Here is a 23,138-nt window from a genome sequence, read left to right as displayed (position 1 = left end):
CGGGCAGTTTTGTGGAACGGTGGGAGGAGCACGCCCCGGATAGACTGCCTGCCGCGGAGATCCCTACGTGACGGGCGAGGTGCACATGGATCCGGTGTCGACCATGGACGAGGACACGGCCCGAATGTTCCTGGAGAAGTTTCCCGAAGCCGCGCGTCTGGTGACCGCCACGACGACCGCGCTCGGTGAAATGCACCAGGCGACGCTGGCGTCGAACGACAGAAGCCAGGACCAGGTGATGCGCGAGTGGCAGGCGGTAGGTGCGGCGATCGAAGCGCAGCTACAGAGAGACGGTCTCGATCCGGACCAGCGAGACCGTCTGATCGACCAGCGTTTCCTGGCCGCTGAACGGCTGACCGAAGCCGACGGCAGAAACAAGGCGTTCCTCGACCGGCTGGACCACCGCAAAACGCTGTTTGCGGTGGTCCTCGCCGCCACCGCGATCACCCTCGCAGCCGGCGGGAAGGCGATACTCCAGAACCGTTCACTGCTAAGCCGGATCAGCTGACGATCGCCGCCGAGACAGGACCCGGCATATTCACCCTGACCAGAAGCGGACCTAACCTTTCGGAACACCCTCTCAGACAGAACGAACCTCACGTCCACGGGAGGCCCGCCATGCTTTCGCCAGGAGTTCTTAGCCTGGGCGTGGGAGGTTGCGGGCCAGCGCCCGCCCTGAAGAACCTCAGCTCGACGTCCAGGATGGTTCCGGCTCGGCGGGTTTCAGGGCCTTGCCGAGGCAGTACGGGTCGTCGGGTGGCAGGTGCTCGTCGAGGTAGCGGCCGACGATCTGGTCGCCGGCGTCCCTGAGCTGCTCACCGCGGTCTGCGGTGGTCTCGGTGATGCAGTCGCAGCCAGTGGTGGGACGGTCCGTGTGTACGAGGGTGCCAACCGGTAAACCTCGGCCCGACTGCCACAGCTGCCGGCGGTACGACCGATTACTGTCGGCCGGAGCCAGCCGAAGACTTTGCCTAGCCTCAGCGCATCTACGGGCCACGGCGACGGCCGGGGCCCGCGCTGAGCTGCGCGCACCGCTAGCCACATCGCCGGTCTACAGCGGACCTGCAGACAGATCAGGACGCTAAACGAGCAGCAGGCCCCGCTGCGACGGCCGGATGACGGCCCCGGGTCACTGCACCTCCCTCTCAGCGCGGATCGCGAATGAACGCGAGCAGTTCGTGGCCGAGGTCGGAGGCGGCGGGACTCCAAGCGCCGTCGGCAGACATCATGCCGCCGAGCGGCGCTTGCACCAGCCCGGCCGCCTCCAGCACCCGGTAGTAGCGTCTGATCAATTCATCGCCTCGCGTAGCGAGGTCCGGCATACCGGCTTTGATCAAGGTCGTACGATTCGAACTGAGAGCGAATTGCGGGCGATCAAGGCCGGTCCGATCAAACCAGCCGGCCGGGTCACCGAGCAGGCCGAGCAGCCTGATGTGGGTGGGCATCAGCTCATCGATAAGCCGGAATAGCTGCTGCTGATCATCGTGGCCGGGCGCGGACGGAAGAGCCGCGTTGAGCAGTGCGTTACGCAGCGCATCGCGTTTGACCTGCTGGGAGTTACGCTCCGCGATCTGGGTAGCCGTGACGACGGAGTCCAGGAAACCTTCATCCTCCGCGAGCCCCTGCGGGTCGAAGGCGTCGACCTTCTCTCGCAGCTCCGCGAGTCCTTCGGCGACGTCGGTGAACCATTGCTCACGCCGCTGGTTAACGCTGTAGTTCAACGCCGCCATCAAGATCACGGCCACCGACCCGCCAGCTACTGGGATCAGGTTGAGGCCGGCCTCCGTGACGGTCTGCGCAATCTCACGGGATCTGCTGTGCGCCGGGGGTTTGGTATCCACCCGCCGATCATTCCCTACAGGTCCGGACACCGTGCCCATCGGCGTATGGGGCGACAGCACCGTGTGATGGGCGCCGCCAATGGAGCGCCTCTTCGGAAAGTGAAATTTGGGTGAGCTCGTTGCTGGCCGGCTTCGCGTGCGGCCTCTTGGCGGAGCGCAGGGTTCGCCTCGCAGTAAGTGTGAGAGGCACGAGGCAGCAGCCTCCCCGTGACGAAGAGTGACGTTGAGACAGCGTGACCAACTCCCTGCGCCAGAGACTCCGCAACACGACCGGAGTTGACAGGGAAAACCACGGCGCGGAGATCGAACTGGTCGCCTTTCCGTCCGAGTCGCGTCGGGTGACGACAACATCATTCGCGTACGCGCTCTCGATGCTGGTGCCGGCCGGAGCGAACAGGTGCCGCGGCACTGCGGTAAACGCCGCCGCCACCTCCGGTCGGGTAATCCAACCCTGGCTGCGTAGCTGGTCAACCAGCTGCAGGCGAGCGTCCTCCGCCGTCAACGTCTCGGTCGTCCTGCTTTCAGGTGCCACGAGGAAATCTCCTTCCTCGAACGAACATCAGGTGAGCAGCCGGCCGACCGCGACGAGCATCGGCGCGATGCTGGAATGCGGCAGTTCGAGATCAGCAGACCGGTGCGCCTAGCGAGTCGACCCGTCGACACGCGCCTGGAGGCATTCGCTGACGCGGCGGACCAGCGGTGAATTCCTGGGCGTCGGAGGGCATGCGGACACCGTAGAACTTCAGGCAGCCGACACGCCCGCAGCGCCAGGCACCGACAGTGTCGGCACATCGCGACACCAACTCCAACACTCCCCGGCCTTGACCACGTTCGGCGACATCTGAGATGCACGGCCTTTCGAAGCGATTACCGAGCGGGTGATATTCGCGGCAACTCCCGAAGTTCGCGGAGGATGTCGCGGACCACTGGTGAGCGCGGTGCGGCGGGGGCGAGTTCGTCGTGAAGTCGGTGTAGCAGTGCGACGCTGCGCACGGAGCTGACGGCGGGTAGGCGGCCAAGGGCGAGGCGGGCTGTGCTGACCGCGAGGTCGAGGTCGCCGGCGGCGTTGTGCGCGAGGCTGAGCCAGGCGGCGTGGCGTAGTGCGGAGCGTTGTGGGGAGTCGGTTGGACTGGTGTGCGCGCGGGCGTGGAGCAGCCGTTCAGCTTGGCGAAGGAGTGCTGGCCGTTGAATTGGCACCTGCTCGGCCAGTACGACGAGGCCGCGGCCGGTGATCGCGTCCAGTTCGACCCGGTCGATGTACGACGCCCATCGGGGTAGTGGGGCGTCGGGGGCGGTGTCGAGGAGCGTGAGGGTGTTCTCGCGCATGTGGAAGAAGCTGGTGAGGTCGCCGGCGACGGCGTGGGCGAGGCTGCTGCGGGCGGCTACCAGCGAGCGGACAGCGGGCGGCGTCTTTGCCGCCGATTCTTGGGCTGCAGAGGCGAGTTGCAGGGCGTCGAGGGCGTGTCCGCGGTCGGCGGCTTGGTTGGACATGAGGGCCAGGATGCTGGCGGCTAGGCCGGGATCGCACGAGGCGTGCCCGGCGCGTAGAGCGGTGAGGTACCACCGTTGGGCGAGGCCGTCCTCGTTGGCATCGAACGCCATGAACCCGGCGGTCTGGGCGAGCTGCGCTAGTGCGGCAGCTAGGCGCCGGCCGGCCTCCGCATTGTAGGAAGCTCGGCGCAGGAGCCGGGCCACGGCGGCGAACTGGTCACTGACGAAGCCGCGGGCGGCGCCGCCCTGCTGATCGTCGAGCTGCTGTGCGTGGGCGACGACGGTGTCGATCATGTCCAGCAGCGGTGGGGTGACCGGTCCGCCGTCTCCGGCAGCCGCGATCAGGTCTGGATGTGGCTGGTGAAGCGCGGCCCACGCGGGGGCGGTGAGCGCGGCGCCGGTGACACCGATGAAGGTGCGACGGGTCGGCACGGGTCCTCCTACGAGGCTGAGCAGTCCGTTGCTGTCCCAGGGTAGGTCCATCGCGTGATTCGCCGGCAACGCTGGATGCGAACGCGGGGCATTTACCCCCCAGACGTCCTCGAACATCAGGTCAATTCTGAGCTTGGCGGAAAGCACCTCGACGACGAGATCGGGTATGTCACCGTGCGGCACCGCGCCATCTGAGACCCATTTGTAGGGGGTTTTGGGGTGAACTCTGCGGGTGCTGCCTCGTGCCACGAGAGCGGAGTTGATTCGTCGGGCGAGGGCCTCGGGCCCCCATTGCGCCTCTCGAAGCAGACCGGCCAGCCGTTGGTTGGCGCGGGATGTCGTGGGTTCGGCTTCCACGGTGGGATCCCCCTTCCGGGTGCCGGTAGTGCAGCCGCGGGCCTGACAGTAGCGGCCACGGTCAGTGGCGGGGACCGAAGCGCACCATCCGCACCAGGTTCCGAGCGAGCGGCACCGATGGCACTCCGTCGACGCCTCCCCCAGGCGCTCGGAACCGACAAAGGTCGATGTGTGGGCAGGGTCAGGGCCTCGGTTGTCACTCCAGACGTCCTGCAGTTGATGCCCATCAGTCGACCTGCGGTCGCAAGGGAGAGCTGCCATGCCACGTCCATTTCCCGGCCAGCCGGTAGGAGTCGATCCCGCCCTTACCGCTGACATTGATCTGCTGGTGCGTCCCGGCCGGATATCGCTTGGGCCCGTCGGTTGCGTTCAGTCAGTGCACGAGCAGGCCGGTAGTGAGCCGGGCCGGATTAGTAAAGCCGTCGTCGCAGGCCCGGCGCGGTTGAGCCAGGTCATCCGGACGGCGAGCGAGAACTCAGCCGGTCCGCTGCCGCTGTTGCTGAGCGTGAATCAGGAGGGCGGCCGGCTGAACGCGCTGGACTGGCCAGGCGTGGCCCAGTTGCCAGGGAATCTGGCGCTTGGGGCAGCGGTGGACGAGGACCTGGCCGAGCTGGCAGGGACGGCGATCGGTGAGCAGCTCCGGTCGGTGGGGTTGACCTGGAATTTGGCGCCGGTGTGCGACATCACGGGGTGGCCTGCAGCTGCTGCCGTTGGCGCTCGCTCCTTCGGCTCCGATCCTGAACGGGTTGGGCTGTTGGCGGCAGCTTTCGTGCGCGGAGTACAGGCGGCTGGCGTCGCGGCGACCGCCAAGCACTTTCCTGGGCTGGGCGGGGTTGGTGGGGACCCGCACCACGTCGCGCCGGTGGTCGACCGACTCGACCAGGGTGCGTTGCTGCCGTTCCGGGCGGCGATTGACGCGCAGGTGGCGTGCGTGATGGTCGGCAGTCACACCGTGCTCGCGGTGGACAACAAGCCGGCGTTGGCATCGCCGCGCGTGCTTGGCCTGTTGCGTGACGAGCTGGGCTTCGGCGGTGTGGTGGTGAGCGAGAACTTGTCGATTCGGGCGGTGCACGAGCCGCTGGGTGGCCTGGCCGGGGCGGCGGTCGCCGCAGTGGAGGCCGGGGTGGACATCGTGATGCTGGACTCGGAGGTTTCCCGGGGGCGCAGCTCGTCGGCGGCAGGTCGGCGCCGCGCGCAGGTGGTGCAGGCGCTGACGGCGGCGGTCGAGCAGGGCGTGATCGATCGCCGGCGGATTGGCGAGGCCGTGGAGCGTGTGCAGGAGCTGCATCGGCGATACGGCCTGACGCCCGGCTCGGTCCGGCCGGACTGGCGGTCCGCGAACGCGGCGGCCTGGCGTGCGACGGAACAGATCGCCGACCGTTCGGTGGCGGTGGTGCGTGGAGACCGGCCCCTTCCGCTGGACGTGCCGTCCGGCAAGGTGCTGGCCTTGGTGCGGGTGCCTGACGAAGGGCAGCGGCGCGCCGACAGTGCCCGCTACACGCCGGACTATCTGCCCGCGCTGCTCGCCGCGCACCACGGCGTGGTGCAGGTGCCGGTCGGCGCTCCAGTGCCAACAGCCGGCCCGGTGATCGTGTACGGCTATGACACCCGCACCACAACCGCGGGTCCGAGCAGAGCTGCCCAGGAAGCCACCCGGCTGGTCGAGTGCGGCCGGACGGTGGTCCACGTCGCGTTCGGTGACGTGGACGACCTGGCTGGTTCGCCCGCGCCGGTGTTGGTGGCCGCGTTCAGTCCACACCGGGCTTCTGTCGCGGCGGTGGCCCGAATCCTGCTCGGCGACGGCCGCGCCCACGGTGTCGTACCCGTCGCCGGTGCGTCGTGGTGACTCGGGTTTCGGCTGGCCAGTTGACCACGTTCTTGCAGCGTCTCTATCACTCAGCGGGGATGACCCGAGCCGGGGCGCGAGTGATGGCCGATACCCACGTGGAGGCCGACCTTCGCGGCATCGCCGGCCACGGCAGCCGATTGGCCCCCGGCTACCTGGACAAGCTGCGCACCGGGCGCCTGAACCCGCGTCCCCTGGTTCGGATCGTGCAGGACGAGGAAGCGGTCCTGGTCGTGGACGCCGACCTGGCTCCGGGACCGGTAGCCGCCCGCTTGGCGGTCGCCGCAGCGATGCTCCGTGCCCGGCGCTGTGGCATCGCCGCTGTGACCGTTCGTCGGGCCGGTCATGTCGGCGCGCTCGGCATTCCCGCCGCGCAGCTGGCCCGGCGCGGCCTGGTGGGCGTGGCCGCCGCGCAGGCGTCCGCGCGCAGCGTGGCCCTGCACGGAGGCACTAGCACGCCGGTCCTGGGCAGCAGCGCACTGGCGGTCGCCATTCCAGGTCCAAACCGGCAGCGCCCGGTGCTGGTGGACCTGGCCGCTGCCGCGATGTCGTGGGGCCGCCTGCACCACCTGGCCCGCTCGGGACAGGCGTTACCCAACGGGTCCGCTCTCGACGCGAGCGGGCATCGGGTCCACGATCCGCACCTCGCCGTGGCGCTATTGCCCGTGGGCGAGCGCGGCCAAGCCCTGGCGATCGTCCTGGAACTGCTGGTCGGCGCTCTGACCGGGAGCACCCCCTTGCCGGCAGGAGACGACGGCCGCGGGCTGCTGGTCGTAGCGGTCGACCCTCGACGTCTCGTCGTCGCCGAGTCGCTGGCCACCGGCGTAGCCGCTGTCGCTCACGCGGTGCGCGAGCAGGGCGCCCGGATGCCCGGGGATCGCGCCTGGTCCCAGCGCGACCGGGCTCGCCAGGACGGCATCGCCCTCGAAGCCGACGATCTCGCCGCGCTTGTTGAGGCCGGTCGCCGCGTGAACGTCCGTGCTCCCCACGGATGGATCCAACCCGAACCCCTGGAAGCCAGCACCGGATCACAGAAGGAGCAGATGTGAGCAGTCCGACCAGCACACCGACCCTCGGCGGCCCACCGGCCGCCGACCAACCGGCCCTCTACCGCGGTGCGGCCCGATCCGAGGTCGCCCGCCGCCTGCAAGCCGTCCTCGACCTATCCGGCCCCTACCCGGTCGTTGACGCGGCGCGCGAACTCGCCGCTGGGCCGTTGGAGCGTGCCCTGGCTGACGTCGTTGCGGGCCGGCTGCTGCACGAGCCCACCGGCCGCCGCATCCCGCTGCAGGAACTACCCGCCCGCACGATCGCTGCGCTCACGCGCATCCACCACCTCGACGCGGACCAGGGCGACACCCTGGGATTCGCGCTGCGCTGCGCCTTCGCGTGGCCCGGCGTCGTCGGTACGCCGGACGCTCCGCACGCGCTCAAGTCGGTGCTCCCGGCCGGATTCGCGCCGAAAGCAACGGTCGAGCAGATCGCCGCGAGCCAGGCCACCGCCGGTCCCGACGGGTTGAACACCAGCTACATGATCTCGCAGATGAAGGGCGGCATGTCCGCCGACTTCGGCATCGGCTGCCCCCTGATGTGCGCCTACTGCTACCGGCGCGAAGGCGACACCGTCGACGGCTACCTCGGCTCCTGGGAGCCGACCGGGTTCCTCGAACCGGAGGATGTCGTCGCGCGGCTGTTGTCGCACCCGTGGTTCACCCCGCACCACACGCCCATCGGCCTGCACATGTCCACCTCCGAGGCGTTCCTGCCGAAGCTGTGGCCGCGAACCTGGCGCGCGTTGCAGCTGCTCGACCAGCTCGGTCTGACGAACCGCGTCTCGTGCATCACGAAGTACACCCTCTCCGATGAGCAGATCGACTGCTTGGAATCCCTCGTCCACGTCGACCTCGACGTCAACGTCTGCTACGCCGCCATGCCCGAGTCGATCGAGCCGCCCAACCGCGAGCGCCGCCTGCGGTTCCTGCGCCGAATCCTGCACTCCGAGAAGATCAACGTCCTGGCGTACTACCGGCCGATCGCCGAAGGGCTCAACACCACCGATGCCCACCTGCGTCACGTCTGGCAGACTTTCAAGGACGCCGATGCCCGCACCGTGGTCCTCGGCGGGCTGAAGTTCGCCGACGACCACGTCCAGTCCTTCATGTCCTACGGGCTGCCCCTGCCAGCAGGCTCCTTCACCCCAGGCAAGAAGCTGCTCGCCGCCGGCACCGAGGCGCGGATCATGGCAGCGTTCGACGAGGTATACGCCGACGTGGCCCCAGACTGGCGCCCCGCGGTCCTGAAACGGTCCTCGTGCGGTCGAGCGGTGGAACGCGGCAGCCACATCCCCGACTACAACGGCCACTACGACCAGCCCACCACGAACTGCCGCCTGCGCTGCCCTGCCGCCCAGCATGAGGTGTGCGCGGCAGCGCAGCCGCCGGACGAGGAAACGGTCCGGCACCTCCTGGCCCGCATCGGCAGGCCCGACGCCCGGGTGGACATCACCAAGAGCACCACCGTCGTGCACGCCGAGCTGAGCCAGTTCGAACGAACGTTCCTGCGCCAGAACCTGCTCTTCCCGGTGCACACCGCCCGGCAGGCCGCCGAACTCGTCGCCGGAAGGATCACCCGATGACCGCCCCAGCACGCCCCACGCCTACCCGGGTCTTCCTGCCCCTGGCCCAGTCGCCGCTGCTCGACCACCGCCACGACGACGACGTCGACCTCGCCGTGCTCCTTGCAACAGCCGCTGACCCGGAACCGGCCACCGTACGGGCGTTGCTGTCGATCACCGCCGTGCGGGCCGCCGACCGGATCGCCCGCGCGCTCGACGAGCGAACGGACCTGCCCCTCACCTCACTCGCGCTACTCGTGGCGCACCGGCCCGACGCTAAGCAGGCGATCGGTGCCCTGCGGGGCAGACTCTTCCCCGAAGGAACCTCACCCGGCGCGTGTCACCGATTCGCCCGCACGATAGCGACCCTCGTCCACCAGCCCGCATTGGTCGACGATGCATACCTCGACAGTGAACGATTCCGCGCATCCGCCGCCGCAGCGGACCCGGTGGTCCTGGGACAGCTACTGGCTCCGATCCTGGACGGGGGCACCCCGGCCGGTCCAGCCCAGACCGGGCTGCTCGCATTGCTCGACGCCCGCGCAGGCCGCGTCCCGACGGCTTCCATCGACCTGGCGGGTGCTACCGCTCTCGACCGCGCCAGTCATCGGCAGGTGCGCGCCGCGCTCCTCGCACGGCGCGAACAGACGATCCGTGGCCTCGCCGACCACACCGGGGGACTGACGCTGGCCGCCGAGCTGTGGTACTCCGCTCTCACGGCCGCCGCCGACACCTCCGTCCAAGCCAGCCAGGCCCTCGCCCTGGCCGAGAACGCCGCCGACATCCTCGCTGCGGGGGAGGACCAATCCTGCGCCTGGCCTGCCGTCCGTCGCCGTTGGCAGCACGTCGCCGCCGCCGCACGCGCCGCCGAAGTCCAGCCGGGCGGCTGGGGGCAGGCGTGGCAGGCAGCCGAGTTCACGGACGAGGGCGCACGGTGGGACGACACCCAACGCGGCCTCGTGGCCGGCTACGACCTGCTCGCCGACCACGTCCGCAGCACCTGGGGATCAGCCGACACCCCGCCCACCCCCGAAGCGTGCTGGGCCGCCGACCTCACCGGCCGCGCGCTGCTGCACCTGGTCGCCGACCACCTCACCGGCCACCAGACACACAGCCCGCTCCCGCACTACAACGACCAACTCCTCATCGCCTTCGTGCACGGCCTCGCCAAGACCCGCCACGACCACATCCCCGCCGATTTGCACCTGCACGGCCTGATCGCCGCCATCAAGGCCGCCCGGTCCAAAGCCACCCTCCTGACCCGGCCGGTCCCCGCCGACCTCGGCATCGTCGTGCCGATGCGCGCCGAGACGCATCACCTCACCCCCGAGGACAGTGACAACGCGCTCACCGTCAAGGTCGCCCAACTGGGCTGGCTCCTGCAAGCCTGTCCTGACGCCCACGCCGATCTCCTCCTGGTCGACGAGAGCACCGACGGCGCCTCGGCCCGCGCCGCCCGCGCGATCGACGTCGACCACCCGCAGATCCGCGTGTCTGTCGCCCAACGCCCCGACGACACCAGCGCCAAAGGTGGCATCGTGCTCTGGGGCCTCACCGAACTCGCCGGCGCCGGCCGCACCATCCTCGCCTACACCGACCTCGACCTCACCTACCCACTGGACCAACTCGGTCTCCACGTCGCCGCCCTCGACCAACCCGGCGTCGGCGCCGTCATCGGATCCCGCCGCCGCCCCGACTCCCACGGCTACTACCCGCCAACGGGCCCGACGCCCACCACCTGGCTTTACCAACGAGCCGTCCGGGACCTCCTGCACCTCGACGCCACCGACCCGCAGGCCGGCTTCAAAGCCTTCCCGGCCACCGCCCTGCGCACCGCACTGCCCCTCACCGCCGATCACAGCCTCGCGTTCGACACCGACCTGCTCGCCGCCATCGCCCGTTGCGGACACACCGTGGCCGAGGTCGGCGTCGCCGCCCTCCACCAGTACGTCGAAGGTCACCGGAGCACCCCGCACGACTACGACACCATGCTCAACGGCGTCCACCGGCAGGCCCTGCGCCACGGCCTCGACCCCGACACACGGCGGACCCCGACGTGGGACCGCATCCGTCAGGCCGGATCCCTGGCCGCAGCCGCCGCCGAACCCACGACCACCACCATGCTCACGGCACCCACCTCACGCTGACGAATCATCGCGGGCCGCCGGCGTCGACACGCCGGCGGCCTGCACCCGTGTGCCTTCCCATGTGCCCCGAATCGGACCAGTGCGATGCGTAAACTGCACAGATCCGCCCGGCTCACTGTCGCCACACCCATGACGGCCGGTGCAACCCAACCGAAAGGTAAGCACGTGAGGGCCGTCATCGCCGTCGCCGGCATGGGTAGCCGCTTCTTCCCCATCGGCAAAACCATCAACAAATGCATGCTGCCGATCCTCAACCAACCAGTCGTCGCCTACGCAGTCGCTGACTGCGTCGCCGCAGGCGCCCACGAGATCGCGATCGTCACCGCCCCTGGCGAGATCGGCCGCCAGGTGCGTCATTACTTCACCGAAGACCGGGACCTGAAGGACTATTTCACCGCGCGCGGCTGGCAGGACAAGTACACGCCCCTCGCCGACCTGCACAGCCAAGCCGACTTCACATTCATCGAACAACCACGCGACGACCGATACGGCACCGCACTGCCCGCCATCATTGCCGCTGACTTCATCGCCGGCGACGACTTCCTCCTCGTCGCCGGCGACGACCTCCTGCTCCGCAACGATGGCGGATCGGACCTGGCCGACCTCGCCGCCGCCCGGGCCGCCGCCGGAGTACCGGCCGCGCTCGCCGCCGCCACGGTGCCCGGCGCCGAGGCCCACCGCTACGGCATCCTCCATCCGCGAGCATCTGAGGGGCACCAGCTACTCGATCAGCTGCTTGAGAAGCCGACTACCTACGGCGAGCCAACCGCGTACATCAACATCAGCCGCACACTGCTACCCGCCGACGCCGTGGCCTACTTCCAGAAGCTGACCCCGGCGCCGAACGGCGAGTACCAGGCCACCGACGCCGTCACCGCCTTCGCCCGCGACAACGACGTACTGATCCACCCCGTCACCGGCGAGTACCACGACTGCGGCAACCCTGCCGGCTGGCTCGCTGCCAACAACGCCGCAGCCCAGGCGATCGTGGTCTCTGGGCCGCGCCCCTGATCACGATTCAGCCAACCGCGCCAACACCTGCGATGCCAACTCCGCCACCGGCAGCTCACCATCTAGCACCATCGTGTCAGCCGGCAACAAGCCGAGAGCGGCAGCGCAGCGGGCCACCTGCTCCAGCCGCCACGTACGCACCTGCGCATCACGAGCCGGGTCATCCGGCCAGACCGACTGCGCCTCAATTCGAGCCTGTAGGACGCGGAAGGGCACGTCGATGAAGAAATGGTCGACGCGCACGCTGTGGGCGCGCAGTCGACCGAAAATTTCCTCAAGATACGACGGCACCACCACCGTCATCGGCACCACGAGAATGCGGCCGTACTCCTCCAGTAGTGCTATCGCCGTGTCCGCCACGCTACGACGCCACACCCGCAGATCCTGGAAATCGCCACTCGCGGGCAGCGGAACTATCTCGCGGACCATGAACCCCGGCAACTCCGCGTCGAACATCAACAGCCGAGGATCCTCCGCAGTCAACTTCTCCGACAGAGTCGTCTTCCCCGCGCCGAACGCACCGTTGATCCAGATCACCCGCATGTACCGCTCCTCACGCGCTAATAGTGCACAACTGAAGAGCCCGGTGAAGATCACCCGCTGCGCGGCGTCCGCCGAACAGTCTTCGTGAGGCGTTCGGCAGCCTGGGCTAGGGGTGGCGGCCGGTTGGGTGGTGTTCAGGACCCGATGGTGTTGCCATTGCTCGTCTTAGCTCTCGCGGGCCGCGCCCCCGGTGGCTGGTCTGGGTCGGGGTCCGATGGGCGGGGCATTTCGGGGCCGCTGGAGCCCATGCGTAGCAGGGTCTCGATGCGGGTGACCCGGAATTGACGCCCGAGCGCCGTGACGTTGTCGACGGGGTTGGTATCGAGGGTGTCGGCGGCCTGTTGGTACGCGGCTGCCTGGTCGTCGGTCAGCCTCAGCAGGCGCGGTTCGATGTGGCGCAGACCGAAGGCGATCTCGTCGCGGGCCAGTTGCGGTGTGGCCACCGCTCGGCTGTAGGGCCGCCACGACCCGCCGACGGATTCGGCGGCGGCGTAGCGGGTCGGCAGGATGACCCCGACCGGATGGGAGGCGACGGCGGCGACGCTGTCGGCGTATACATCGGCGGGCACCTGGGCGCCGGGGTAGTGCGCGGTCATCAGCTCGACCCGCAGCATCGCCTCACTCAGGCCGGTCGCCGCGTCCGGGTCGATGACGATCTCTGGGGCGAGGAAACTGTCGTGGTCCGCGGCGTCGCGGGGGTCGCGGTCGGTGGGCCGGGGCGGCTCAGGCCCGTCCGGGCCGAACCGCGCGAACGTGTCCACCCGCACGATGCGGTGCACACGATCGCTGATCACCAGCTCGTCTACCTTCTTCCGGTTTAGGACGCCGAGCGCGGTGGTCAACTCCGCAGCCAACGGGGGGTCAATGCTCTCGTCGAGCTGCTCCATGAGGTGGTGCGCAAGGTCGTCCCGCGCGGCCTGCGGGGTGTCCGATACAACGGCGAATACCTGCCACCGCCCGCCCTCTGCCTGCACGGCGTGGCCGAACAGTGGGGCGCCGACCCGGATCTTCGGGTAGACCACCGTTCGCCGTGCCGCGTCGTCCTCGGTGACCGCGCCGACTGGGTCGGTGGGCTGCTGCACCCGAAGGACTACCGGCGGCTGCACTTCGTCACTCACGCCATGAATTGTGTGACGGCTCGATGGCCTGTGTCACGAGGGCGCGCCTTCACCGCGGCGGCGTCATCGGTGCGCTCGCCTCAGTTCAGGCTTGCGGCGTTCTTCGGCGTCCGCTCGATTCATGGTTCAGTTGCTTCTCGCACCCTCGTAACGTCGCGCGCCGACGTCGAAGCGCAAGCTGACGAACGGGCCCCGTCGGTCCGGTGGTCGGAAGATCCGCACAGGACGTGCAGTCGCCCTGCAGGGCCCCGGTGGCGTCCTCGTCGACCACCTCGACGACGAGCGACAGCCCGTGAGGGCCGTCGACGACACCCCACAGCAGGGCGAGACCGGCGGCCTGGCTGAGCACGGCCGGCGGGCGCAGGAGGCGGGGGTCGGTCGGATGCGACAATCCACTGACAACCAGATGGCCAGCAGTGACTCCAGCTCGGTCCGGTGTCTGTCCGTCCTCGCCCGGCCGCGAAGCCGGCGATGCTCGACAGGTTTGGCTGCCCGTGCGCGTGCGACGATGCTTCTATGAACCACAGCAGCGCCGGCTTAGTCATCTGGGACGTTGACGGGACGCTCATCCCCGCGGACTTACGCTGGTTGACGCGTGCGATCGCTCGTGCGTACGGCATCGCGCAGTCTGAGGTCGTCTTTCCTGACAAGAAGGTGCATGGGTATACGGACGAGTCGATCGCCGTCGACACGGCGATAGCCTCGGGCGTGGACCCGTCAGCTGCGGAGGCAGGCATACCCGCCTTCCGTCAGGCCATCGCCGAGGTCATGCAGGAGGGTCGGCAAGAGTTGGCTGAGGTCCAGCCGCCGTATCCAGGTGCCGCAGCGAGCATCGCGGAGTTGCAGGACCTCGGTTTCATTCAGACCGTGCTGACCGGCAACCTGCGATCGGCCGCTGACGTGAAGCTGCACGTGGCGGGCTTGGATGAGTTTCTTGATCTTCGCATCGGCGGGTTCGGGTCAGACGCTCGAGACCGCTTCCAACTCCCGGCGGTCGTAGCTCAGCGCTACTCCGCGGTCTACGGTGTCCCGCTCGATTCCGCTGGGGCGCTCGTCATCGGGGATGCGCCAAACGATATCGCTTGCGCACGTCACGCCGGCTTCCGTGTCGCTGTCGTCGCTCACCGGATTGGGCGTCAAGAGCTGGCATCCTACGAACCTGACCTGGTACTCGACTGTCTCGACCCACCGACGGTGGTGGCCGCCGTGAGTTCGCTGGTGAATTCGGGCGCGTCGCCGACTGCCTGCTAGGCGGCCATCTGCTCCTCAAGTTCGAGGACAATTGGCTCGTCGCGCCATCGGACCAGCCGCTCTCGGGCACGTTGAGCTCGTGCGATGCCCCGATGGTTTCCGCCGGCTCTCAGCCGATTGTAGGTGTCACCGAGCAGGGCACAGGATCGTTCCAGCTCGCCGGCCTCGGCGTAGGCGCTCGCGAGGTCCACTGCTGCTGCGAGGGCGACGTTCACGTTCTCCGGGTCGTGTTCGAGCGTTCGCACAGCACTTTCGAGCACCTCTACAGCCTGGTCGGCCTGGCCAAGAAGGAGATGGCAAGTGCCCGCATAGACGTGGAGGCGGGCGTTGCTCCAGTCGCTGTAGAGACCGACACAGTCAGCCGGTGACAAGCCGTTGACCGCTGCTTCTGCTCGCTTCAGAGCGGCGGAAACCTCGCGTGGAAGCCGCAGGGCGGCATAGGCCTGGGCCTGCTCGGCGGCTATCCGAGCTCGTGCGGCGGGGCTGAGATCTGTGGATGCCTGGTCGGCCTCGTCGAGCAGCCGCAGGCCGATCATGACGTCACCATCGGCTTCGATCAGCGTTGCAGCTTGGAGGTTGCTCTCGAAGATTCGTGCGGTCGCGCTGATCCGGCGGTCACCGAGCCTGTCGCCCAGCTGGCGGGCGTAGGCGCAGTGAGCGATTGCCAGAGCCCGGTTACCCTGCGCGCTCCACAGCCTGCTGGCGACGACCGAAGCTTCGCCGAGCATAGCTCCGACATCAGCACGGATGGGCGCACGGCCGGCTTTGCGATAAAGCGTCGACAGGCATTCACGGTGCGCCTCAATCAGCCTCAGAAGCGCGTCAGGTGACACAGCCTGACGTTGCTGCGCAAGCATGTTGGTCAGATTAGAAAAAGTGTTCCACTCGCCCACCAGGTAATCGCCGCGCGGCCTGAGGGCAAACGTCTCAAGAGCTGAGGAGGGCGACTGCGCCGGCTCAACCTCGAACGGCTGAGGTGTAGGCATTCCGCTCGGCACCTGCCCGACGCTCATGTGCCGGATTCGATCGTACTCTGGGGCCAGGCTGCCGCCGGTGCGCAAGATTTCATCGCTTCGGGACCAGAAGTTTCGTCCCACTCGCTGACGTCCGGTTTCCACGTTCGCGATCGTGCTTCGTCCGTAGTTGGTGAGAGGCGCGAACGTCTCTTGTGTGTAACCGGCGACTTTGCGGCTGCGGGCGAGCATCTGACCAAGAGCGAGCCATGCCGCGGCGATTTCCTGCGGTGAATCGTTCGGCATCAGCGGCTCCGGATCGATACGACGGACGTCTGCGCGAGGCGAGACGCGGTGGCGTGAGGGCACTGTAGCTGCAGAGGCACCGTGCGTCGGGTAGTCGCCGGCTGGTTCCAACATTCTTCCGACAAAGTTCCGACATCACCGTCGCGGTGTCTCAAACCCGCGTGATCGCGATCCTCGTATGCTGCCTGCTCGTGACCCGCGCGCTAGCCAACAATGATCATGAGGTTGAGACCAAGTACCACGTCAGCGACCTGAGTGAGCTGATCAAGGCGCTCGCCCAGCGGCAGGTGGCGTTGACAGAGCCGTCGGTACAGGACGACCAGGCGTACGCGCCAGCCGGCTGGACGTACGGGATGTCGAAAAATCGAACACGGCAGCTTTGAGCGCCAGCACGCGCAGCGCTTCGTCCAGCAGCGGAGCGGCATCGCGCTCCAGCGACCAACGGCTGATTGCGGGATAGCCGGTGAATGTGGCCCAGCAGGTGGAGTACTTCGTCGACGAGCTCTGCAGCCGGCCGTAGGCCGGGTGCGCCTGCATCTTGTAGAGGATCTCGGCGGCCCGACGGCCAACCTCTCCGGCCTCCAGCATGGATGAACTGGTCATGGTGCATGCCCTCCCAAGGGGTCGTGGACACGGCAGACCGTCACGCCGCATCGCGGCTGCGGTCCCTCATCGCCAGCGACGTCGATGCGGGCGCTGACTCAAACATCGGAAGTCGTCGGTGGCCGTGTCGATATTGGCTGCCGTTCATCTCCGACAATCCGCTGACATGTATCTACGGCGGACGTCGGCGATGCCGGGATTGTCAGTGGATTGTCAGAACCGCTTGGCAGGACTGGCCGACATTGATCAATTTCGTCTTAGGTCGCTCTATGCCGGTGTCATCGCCGCCGCTTCGCTGTAGTCACCCAGCCAGCGATGCCAACTCACCGAGGGAAGGTTCGCCGTACCTGTTGCCAAGAGGCTCATGCCCTGCTGATCCCACCGCTGGTGGCGCATTCGGTCATCGCGCCGCATTTGCTGGCGTCGACCGGCCGGCAACTCTCCGCCGACGGGCCTGTCCACGAGCAGGTGCATCGATGGCCTGCTTCACTCGGTCGGCGTATTTGGCAGACGCAATATTGCATTCACTGATTATTGAAACCCGCCGGAGGGTGTCATGTACGAGCAGGATTTGGCCCGCTATGGATACCGCCAGGAGTTGTCTCGTCAGTTGAGGTTCCGAGATCTGGTCGCGTACGGGTTGGTGTACATGGTGCCGATCGCACCGATGGCGATCTTCGGCAGCGTCTACGCCGGCTCCGGCGGGATGGTCGCCCTGGCGTACGTGATCGGTGTGGTGGCGTTGGTGTTCACGGCGTTCTCGTACGCGCAGATGGTCAAGGCGTTCCCGATGTCGGGCAGCGTCTACAACTACGCAGGGCGCGGCATCAGCCCGCCGGTCGGGTTCCTCGCCGGCTGGGTGATCCTCCTCGACTACGTCCTCGTACCGGGGCTGTTGTACCTGGTGGCGTCGGTGGCGATGCACGCCACGGTCCCGGCGGTGCCGGTGTGGTCGTGGCTCCTCGGCTTCGTCGCGCTCAACACGATCGTCAACTCGGTGGGGATCCGCATGACCGCGGTGGTAACGCGGGTGATGTTGATCGGCGAGCTGATCGTGCTGGGGGTGTTCCTGGCCGTCGCCGGCTGGGCCCTCGCCTCGGGCAGGGGCCGGTTCAGTTGGGCGGCGTTCTACAACTCCGACACGTTCACCTGGTCTCTGGTGGCGGGGGCGGTGTCGATCGCGGTCTTGTCCTTCCTCGGTTTCGACGGCATCTCGATGTTGGCGGAGGAGACCAAGGGCGGCTCCCGTCAGATCGGCCGCGCGATGGCTGCGGTCCTCGTACTGGCGGGGGTGCTGTTCGTCGCGCAGACGTGGCTGGCCGCGATGCTCGTCCCCGACCCGACCGCGCTGGTGGCCGAGGGTGATCCGAACGGGACCGCGTTCTACGACGCCGCCGCGGTGGCTGGTGGGGGTTGGTTGGCGACGGTGTGCGCGGTGGCGACGGCGATTGCGTGGGGGTTGCCGAACTCGATGGTCGCGCAGGTCGCCACGTCTCGGCTGCTGTACGCGATGGCCCGGGACCGGCAGCTGCCGGCGTTCCTGGCGAAGGTGTCGATCCGGCGCAACGTGCCGATCAACGCGACGCTACTCACCGGCGCGGTGTCCCTAGCGCTGGGCCTGTACATGGCCACCCGGGCGGATGGGATCACCCTGCTGTCCTCGCTGATCAACTTCGGGGCGATGGTCGCGTTCCTGGTCCTGCACGTCTCCGTCGTGGTGCACCACCTCATCCGGCGGCGCAGCGATAACTGGTGGGCGCACCTGGTCATGCCAGCCGTCGGCTTCGCGATCTTGGTGTGGGTGGTGGTCAACGCCAACATCGCCGCCCAGCGCCTCGGCCTGGCCTGGCTCGCCCTCGGCGTCATCATCCTGGCCGGCTTGTACCTGTCGGGCCGCCGACCGGCACTGTCGGGGTTGGCGCCCGCGCAGCCGCAGGCGCGTCACGTGGAGCGGGTGTGACCGGCATGGACACGTTCACCTACCGGCCGGCTCGGGACGATCTGGCGTACACCTTCGGCGGTCGGATGCCGGTGGCGCACGTGCGCGGCGGTGACGTGTTCACCGTCGCGACGGAGGACTGCTTCGGTGGTCTCGTGAGGGGGCCGGCGGACCTGCCGTCGCAGGTGTGCCGCATGCCGTACCTCAATCCTGTGTCCGGGCCGTTCTTCGTCGAGGACGCCGAGCCCGGCGACACCCTCGCCGTCCACCTCGCCTCTATCGTCCCAGCCCGGGACTGGGGTGTGTCCTCGACGTTCCCGCACTTCGGGGCACTGACGTCCACCACCCACACCGCCACCCTCCAGCCTCCACTGGAGGAGCGGGTGTGGGTGTACGGCATCGACCGGCATGCCGGGACCGTACGGTTCGAGGCCACCCGCAGCGACCACACCGTGGACCTGCCACTGGACCCGATGATCGGCACGATCGGAGTCGCCCCCGGCGCGTTCGAAGCCCGATCCACACTCGTGCCCGACACCCACGGCGGGAACCTCGACACCCCACACCTGCGCGCCGGCACCACCCTCTACCTCGGGGTGAACGTCCACGGGGCGATGCTCGCCCTCGGCGACGGGCACGCCCGCCAAGGCGAGGGCGAGGCCTGCGGCGTCGGCGTAGAGATCGCTACGACCACCACCCTCGCCATCGACGTCATCAAAGGCGTCAGCACGCCGTGGCCTCGGTTGGAGACCGACCGGGGCATCCTGTCCATCGGCTGCGTCCGCCCGTTGGAGGACGCCTACCGCATCGCCCAGCACGACCTCGTTGGATGGACCAGCGCGCTGACCGGCCTGGAAACCCTGGACGCCTACCAACTGGTGTCGCAGGCGGGGCGGGCGCCGATCGGCAACGTGTGCGACCCCAACTACACCGTCCTCGCCGCCATCGACAAAACCCTGCTCCCCGCCCCTGGACCCGCCTATGGCGGGACACACGAGCGGCTGCGGCGGCTCACCGCCGGGCTGCGGTAAGAGCCCTCGAATGACTACGTCGATCCCGCGCCTGCCGTTGCGCGATGAGCTGTTCCTCCTCGGCCACGACGACGACACCGGACACCCCCACGTGCACCGGCAGACCCTCGCCCTCGGCCTCGCGGGTGCGGTCCTGATCGACCTGTACCTGGCCGGGCGGGTGACCCTCGACCCGAACGACGACACCCGCCCGGCCAGCCACCATCGGATCCACCCGTACGTCGACCGGTTGGTCGGCGATCTGATCGCTGACGCCGCGATCGCGACCGTCCGCCACGCCCACCCACCGCTGCGGGGGTGGCTGCGGGGGTTCTCCGACGACCTGTATGACCGCACCCGCGCCGGACTTGTCGCCGGCGGGATCCTGCGTCACCACACCCGACGGCGCCTCGGCGGCCTCGTGCGCACCGACACCTACCTCGCCACCGACAGCAAATGGGCCGTCATCGCCCGCTCCCGCCTGCGCTACCTCGCGGCTGGCCGCGAACAACCCGACAACCACACCGCCGCTCTCGCCGGCCTCGTCGCCGACCTTGGCCTCACCAGCCACCTCTACCTCGACGACGACACCACCACCCTGACCACTCGATTGAAGGCCATCGCCGGGCAGCACTACCAGCCGGTACGCGACATCACCGCCGCCGTCGACGCCGCCGTCGGGGACCTCACCACCGCCGCCTACCGCTAGCCCCAATCCACCTCACCTCGAGAAAGCTCACCGTGAACAACCTGCCCCACATGCGACCCGCGACCGAGACGCCCCACCCGGTGGGCCGCCGAGCCGTCAAAGTCACTGCCGCCGCCTGCGCGCTCAGCCTCCTCGCCACCGCCACCGCTATCCCCAACTGGACGGGCGCCGCCAGGTCAGCCCAATCGCAACCGTCGCCTTTCAGCACCGCCGCGTCCCGGCCGGCCGTGTCGCCCTGTCTGTCACCTGCCGCCCTCACCGCGGCACAGCTCGAGGCCCATGCACAGCAGAAACTCGACCCATCGCCGACGCGCCTGCCGGCGTCGACGCCGGCGTGGGAGGCTCTGGAAGCGGTGACGGTTGGGCCGTCCGGCTGCGATGCCATCCCGGGCCGCTTCTCCTACGTCCATCTGCTGCAATGGGCCACGGACACTACGATCGCCGGCAACAGCACCACCACGCGGATCGTGCTCTTCGAAGAGCAACGCTGGCGCGCCGACGATGCCTCCGGACGCGTCGTCCGCAGCCGCTACCCCATCAGTCAGCGGCCCGCCGACGACAGCATCTACGAGCCCGGGGACCTGGACGGACCCATCGGAACGATCGCCCCCGACCCGGCAGCTCTCACCGCGCACATCGACGCCACCCCGATTGCTCGGACCCACCGCCATCATTCGCGGCCTCGCCAGCCTGCTCGGCTGGCGCACCCCCAACCAAGCCGCCCGCACCGCCGTCCTCACCGTCCTGCGAGACACCTCAGGGATCACGTACCACCGCTTGGTGGCCGACAGGGCGGGCCGAACCGGCGTCGGCGTCAGCGCCACCTCCGACGCCATCCGCTCCTTGCTGATCCTGAACCCCGCCACCGGCGAACTACTCGCCTACGAAAGAGCCGCACCCACACCACCACCCGGCAGCGGCCGGACCGGCGCCCGCCGACGACTACCTCCTGTACCTCTCCCACACCCACACGAAACCGCTAGCGACGCAACTCCTGATCCGCGTCACCAACAGACTCGAGGGAAACCAATTATGGACACTGTCCCGCGCATCCGCGCCGCCCGCTGGGCGGACAAAGACCACGTCGCCGCACTCATCGCGGACGCACTCAACTCCAGTCCTATCGCAACATGGCTGATCCCCGACCCAGGCCCACGGCGCCGGATCCTCACCGATGTCCTCGGCATCTGGGTCGAACACGCAATGTTCTACGGCGACATCTACCTCACCGACGACGCCGCCGCCGTCGGCTTCCACCGATATCGGCCCATCCCGCCACCGGCGAACTACCCGACCCGCATGGGCCACTTCGCAGGCCCTCACAGCTACCGCTTCGACCTACTCGATCGGCTGCTCGCGAAGGAGCGACCTACCGAGCCCCACTACCACCTAGCATTCCTCGCCGTTCAGCCGTCCGCGAGGCGGACTGGACACGGCACGGCATTACTCAACCATCATCGCAGCCGACTCGACAATGTGAATCTGTTGTCCTGGACGAGCACCACCCTCGATGCCCAGCGTCTGCATGTTCGGCATGGCTACACCCCAGGACCGGCGATTGACCTACCCGAAGGCCTAGTCGTCTGTTCCATGCGCCGCAGCCCTCGCCACGGTGAGATCTGGCCAACCAGCAAAACCAGCACGACCGGCGCCCAGGCCAGCCAACCCGGCCGTTGACCACAACCCATCCGTCACTCGGAAAGGATGACAACTGGCCGTTGATCTGCTGACTGCAAGATAACGGAACGGTTCCCATCGCCTACGTCTCGGAGTGAGAGACAGTTTGCCTCTCGTCGCCGGCGCCCACTCCACAACGGCGTTGTGCCGGCGACGGCCATCTTGTGTGGCGTAAGCGCGCCGTCGAAGTGAAGGGACACAGCAACGTGCTCGTTCGTACCAGCAAGCTATTTTTCCTCGATCCTCAGCCGTCGCCCGTCAATCAACGTGAGGGCCTCCGCTTACGGTGTTGAGTGCGGCTTGCGCCTCTCTAGAGCAGTAGAAGGCCCCCAAGCCCGTAGTGTCGGTCAGCCACCACGACTGGCCGCGGTCACGTTGGGCGTCCGACCGGATAGCCGGTTGGCGCATAGGTTGGCGGTGTCGGTGTCTCGGATGGCGTTGGTTCCGATGATCCGGCGGATGCCTGAACTGCCGCCGGTGCCACCAAGGTGCTGGGGGTGGACGACTTCGCTCGACGCCGTTGGCACCGATACGCGACCGTGCTTCTCGAGACGCACACCCACCGGCCGGTTGACGTCATACCCGATCGAACCTCCGACACCCTCACCGCGTGGCTGCGCGAGCACCCCGGAGTCCAGATTATCTGCCGCCAGGCCGACGGCGCCGCAAGGCGCACCCGACAAGGACTAGGTCATCGACCGGTGGCACCCGCTCAAGACCCTCAGCCCACACCATCGTAAGGTCGTCGGCGGCGTAAGACGATTCGTTTGCAGCCCGGGCAGAGCACAGCTCGCTCTGGCCCGGGGGTAAATTCAACGGCCGATCCTGGTTGTTGTGGTGGGCAGTGACTGCCCAGGTGAGCCAGCACCGAGTGTGATCCCACTACGCGCGCCACCACACCCCGGAGCTCCAGCCTTGATCACGATTGACGGCTGCCGCATCTGTCCCACCCATCAGACAGAGCACTGTGCGCGTCATCCAAAGGATCTGGGCTCGGCGACGCAGGAGCGTCCGCGCTAGCTTTCCTCCAGACGACTTGGCAACTCGACAAAGTGGGATTTCAATCACCGAGGTAACGGTGATTGACACGACTGCGGCGAACCCGGTGCCCAGCAATGCTCACATGGAGGATTTGATGCCCGACCCACTGATCGTTGCGCAACTTTGTGGAGTCTTTCTCGGTATTCAAGCTATGGCTACCGCCGATAACCGAAACCGAACTCCAGTTTTGTCTGGTGTACGAATGTGGAATGTGCCGATGCGGCCCGGAATTTCAGCACACCACGGGAT

Annotated in this window: 19 protein-coding genes; 13 read left to right on the top strand and 6 right to left on the bottom strand. The window is 67.9% G+C overall.

Annotated features, from left to right (window positions below):
• Nucleotides 1–67: 67 nt before the first annotated feature.
• Nucleotides 68–508, top strand: a complete 441-nt coding sequence (locus OHB44_RS09795) for a hypothetical protein (protein WP_330440471.1) — start codon at nt 68–70, stop codon at nt 506–508.
• A gap of 637 nt (nt 509–1,145) precedes the next feature.
• Here OHB44_RS09795 and OHB44_RS09790 read toward each other — a convergent pair.
• Together OHB44_RS09790 and OHB44_RS09785 are read right to left on the bottom strand one after the other, a co-directional pair.
• Complete coding sequence (locus OHB44_RS09790; RefSeq protein WP_330440470.1) at nt 1,146–1,841, bottom strand: hypothetical protein; 696 nt, start codon at nt 1,839–1,841, stop codon at nt 1,146–1,148.
• 867 nt (nt 1,842–2,708) lie between these two features.
• A complete protein-coding gene (locus OHB44_RS09785; RefSeq protein WP_330440469.1) occupies nt 2,709–3,764 on the bottom strand; it encodes a hypothetical protein in 1,056 nt (351 codons plus the stop codon).
• Between the two features lie 733 nt (nt 3,765–4,497).
• Here OHB44_RS09785 and OHB44_RS09780 point away from each other — a divergent pair.
• The 5 genes from OHB44_RS09780 (at nt 4,498) to OHB44_RS09760 (ending at nt 11,739) form a co-directional block, all read left to right on the top strand.
• On the top strand, nt 4,498–5,967 hold the full coding sequence (locus OHB44_RS09780) for a glycoside hydrolase family 3 N-terminal domain-containing protein (protein WP_330440468.1): 1,470 nt from the start codon (nt 4,498–4,500) through the stop codon (nt 5,965–5,967).
• On the top strand, nt 5,961–7,016 hold the full coding sequence (locus tag OHB44_RS09775) for an Ldh family oxidoreductase (RefSeq protein ID WP_330440467.1): 1,056 nt from the start codon (nt 5,961–5,963) through the stop codon (nt 7,014–7,016). The genes OHB44_RS09780 and OHB44_RS09775 overlap by 7 nt, the downstream gene beginning before the upstream one ends.
• Nucleotides 7,013–8,602, top strand: coding sequence for a hypothetical protein (locus OHB44_RS09770; protein ID WP_330440466.1), 1,590 nt, complete (start codon nt 7,013–7,015; stop codon nt 8,600–8,602). The genes OHB44_RS09775 and OHB44_RS09770 overlap by 4 nt, the downstream gene beginning before the upstream one ends.
• Entirely contained in the window at nt 8,599–10,728 is a 2,130-nt protein-coding gene (locus OHB44_RS09765) for a hypothetical protein (RefSeq protein WP_330440464.1), read from the top strand. The genes OHB44_RS09770 and OHB44_RS09765 overlap by 4 nt, the downstream gene beginning before the upstream one ends.
• An 84-nt stretch (nt 10,729–10,812) precedes the next feature.
• Nucleotides 10,813–11,739 carry a sugar phosphate nucleotidyltransferase gene (locus OHB44_RS09760; RefSeq protein WP_330440463.1) on the top strand — a complete coding sequence of 309 codons (927 nt, stop codon included), beginning with the start codon at nt 10,813–10,815 and terminating at the stop codon, nt 11,737–11,739.
• On the opposite strand, the gene OHB44_RS09755 is transcribed toward OHB44_RS09760, so the two are convergent.
• Nucleotides 11,740–12,282, bottom strand: coding sequence for an AAA family ATPase (locus OHB44_RS09755; protein ID WP_330440461.1), 543 nt, complete (start codon nt 12,280–12,282; stop codon nt 11,740–11,742).
• A gap of 134 nt (nt 12,283–12,416) precedes the next feature.
• A complete protein-coding gene (locus OHB44_RS09750; protein ID WP_330440460.1) occupies nt 12,417–13,400 on the bottom strand; it encodes a DUF5954 family protein in 984 nt (327 codons plus the stop codon).
• Between the two features lie 516 nt (nt 13,401–13,916).
• Between OHB44_RS09750 and OHB44_RS09745 the strand changes: the two genes are divergently transcribed.
• Nucleotides 13,917–14,651 (top strand): HAD family hydrolase, encoded by a 735-nt coding sequence (locus tag OHB44_RS09745; protein ID WP_330440459.1) that lies wholly within the window; start codon nt 13,917–13,919, stop codon nt 14,649–14,651.
• Here OHB44_RS09745 and OHB44_RS09740 read toward each other — a convergent pair.
• Nucleotides 14,648–15,910: a helix-turn-helix domain-containing protein gene (locus OHB44_RS09740; protein WP_330440457.1), complete on the bottom strand. Its 1,263-nt coding sequence runs from the start codon at nt 15,908–15,910 to the stop codon at nt 14,648–14,650. The genes OHB44_RS09745 and OHB44_RS09740 overlap by 4 nt on opposite strands.
• A 191-nt stretch (nt 15,911–16,101) precedes the next feature.
• Here OHB44_RS09740 and OHB44_RS09735 point away from each other — a divergent pair, with 191 nt between their 5' ends.
• The gene (locus tag OHB44_RS09735; RefSeq protein WP_330440456.1) at nt 16,102–16,293 is read left to right on the top strand and encodes a hypothetical protein; all 192 of its coding nucleotides are present in this window, start codon (nt 16,102–16,104) and stop codon (nt 16,291–16,293) included.
• Nucleotides 16,294–16,780: 487 nt separating this feature from the next.
• Here OHB44_RS09735 and OHB44_RS09730 read toward each other — a convergent pair whose 3' ends face one another.
• Nucleotides 16,781–16,987: a hypothetical protein gene (locus OHB44_RS09730; RefSeq protein ID WP_330440455.1), complete on the bottom strand. Its 207-nt coding sequence runs from the start codon at nt 16,985–16,987 to the stop codon at nt 16,781–16,783.
• 82 nt (nt 16,988–17,069) lie between these two features.
• Here OHB44_RS09730 and OHB44_RS09725 point away from each other — a divergent pair, with 82 nt between their 5' ends.
• The 5 genes from OHB44_RS09725 (at nt 17,070) to OHB44_RS09705 (ending at nt 22,588) form a co-directional block, all read left to right on the top strand.
• Nucleotides 17,070–18,473, top strand: coding sequence for an APC family permease (locus tag OHB44_RS09725; RefSeq protein WP_330440453.1), 1,404 nt, complete (start codon nt 17,070–17,072; stop codon nt 18,471–18,473).
• Nucleotides 18,470–19,483 carry an acetamidase/formamidase family protein gene (locus OHB44_RS09720; protein WP_330440451.1) on the top strand — a complete coding sequence of 338 codons (1,014 nt, stop codon included), beginning with the start codon at nt 18,470–18,472 and terminating at the stop codon, nt 19,481–19,483. Before OHB44_RS09725 ends, OHB44_RS09720 begins: the two co-directional genes overlap by 4 nt.
• Before the next feature lie 10 nt (nt 19,484–19,493).
• On the top strand, nt 19,494–20,171 hold the full coding sequence (locus OHB44_RS09715; protein ID WP_330440449.1) for a GOLPH3/VPS74 family protein: 678 nt from the start codon (nt 19,494–19,496) through the stop codon (nt 20,169–20,171).
• Nucleotides 20,172–21,203: 1,032 nt separating this feature from the next.
• Nucleotides 21,204–21,848, top strand: coding sequence for a GNAT family N-acetyltransferase (locus OHB44_RS09710; RefSeq protein ID WP_330440448.1), 645 nt, complete (start codon nt 21,204–21,206; stop codon nt 21,846–21,848).
• Nucleotides 21,849–22,336: 488 nt separating this feature from the next.
• On the top strand, nt 22,337–22,588 hold the full coding sequence (locus tag OHB44_RS09705; RefSeq protein ID WP_330440447.1) for a transposase: 252 nt from the start codon (nt 22,337–22,339) through the stop codon (nt 22,586–22,588).
• Nucleotides 22,589–23,138: the final 550 nt, after the last annotated feature.

The sequence above is a fragment of the Micromonospora sp. NBC_00821 genome, assembly GCF_036347035.1.
In the GTDB taxonomy this organism is placed as follows: domain Bacteria; phylum Actinomycetota; class Actinomycetes; order Mycobacteriales; family Micromonosporaceae; genus Micromonospora; species Micromonospora hortensis.
Note: the sequence above shows the minus strand (reverse complement) of the source record. Positions and strands in the feature narration are given on the sequence as shown.

What these genes read in the sequence shown, in the direction of transcription:
- OHB44_RS09765 (WP_330440464.1), top strand. Translation starts at nt 8,599, where the DNA reads ATGACCGCCCCAGCACGCCCCACGCCTACCCGGGTCTTCCTGCCCCTG.
- OHB44_RS09760 (WP_330440463.1), top strand. Translation starts at nt 10,813, where the DNA reads ATGCGTAAACTGCACAGATCCGCCCGGCTCACTGTCGCCACACCCATG.
- OHB44_RS09755 (WP_330440461.1), bottom strand. Translation starts at nt 12,282, where the DNA reads ATGCGGGTGATCTGGATCAACGGTGCGTTCGGCGCGGGGAAGACGACT.
- OHB44_RS09745 (WP_330440459.1), top strand. Translation starts at nt 13,917, where the DNA reads ATGAACCACAGCAGCGCCGGCTTAGTCATCTGGGACGTTGACGGGACG.
- OHB44_RS09740 (WP_330440457.1), bottom strand. Translation starts at nt 15,910, where the DNA reads ATGCCGAACGATTCACCGCAGGAAATCGCCGCGGCATGGCTCGCTCTT.
- OHB44_RS09730 (WP_330440455.1), bottom strand. Translation starts at nt 16,987, where the DNA reads ATGCACCTGCTCGTGGACAGGCCCGTCGGCGGAGAGTTGCCGGCCGGT.
- OHB44_RS09725 (WP_330440453.1), top strand. Translation starts at nt 17,070, where the DNA reads ATGTACGAGCAGGATTTGGCCCGCTATGGATACCGCCAGGAGTTGTCT.
- OHB44_RS09715 (WP_330440449.1), top strand. Translation starts at nt 19,494, where the DNA reads ATGACTACGTCGATCCCGCGCCTGCCGTTGCGCGATGAGCTGTTCCTC.
- OHB44_RS09710 (WP_330440448.1), top strand. Translation starts at nt 21,204, where the DNA reads ATGGACACTGTCCCGCGCATCCGCGCCGCCCGCTGGGCGGACAAAGAC.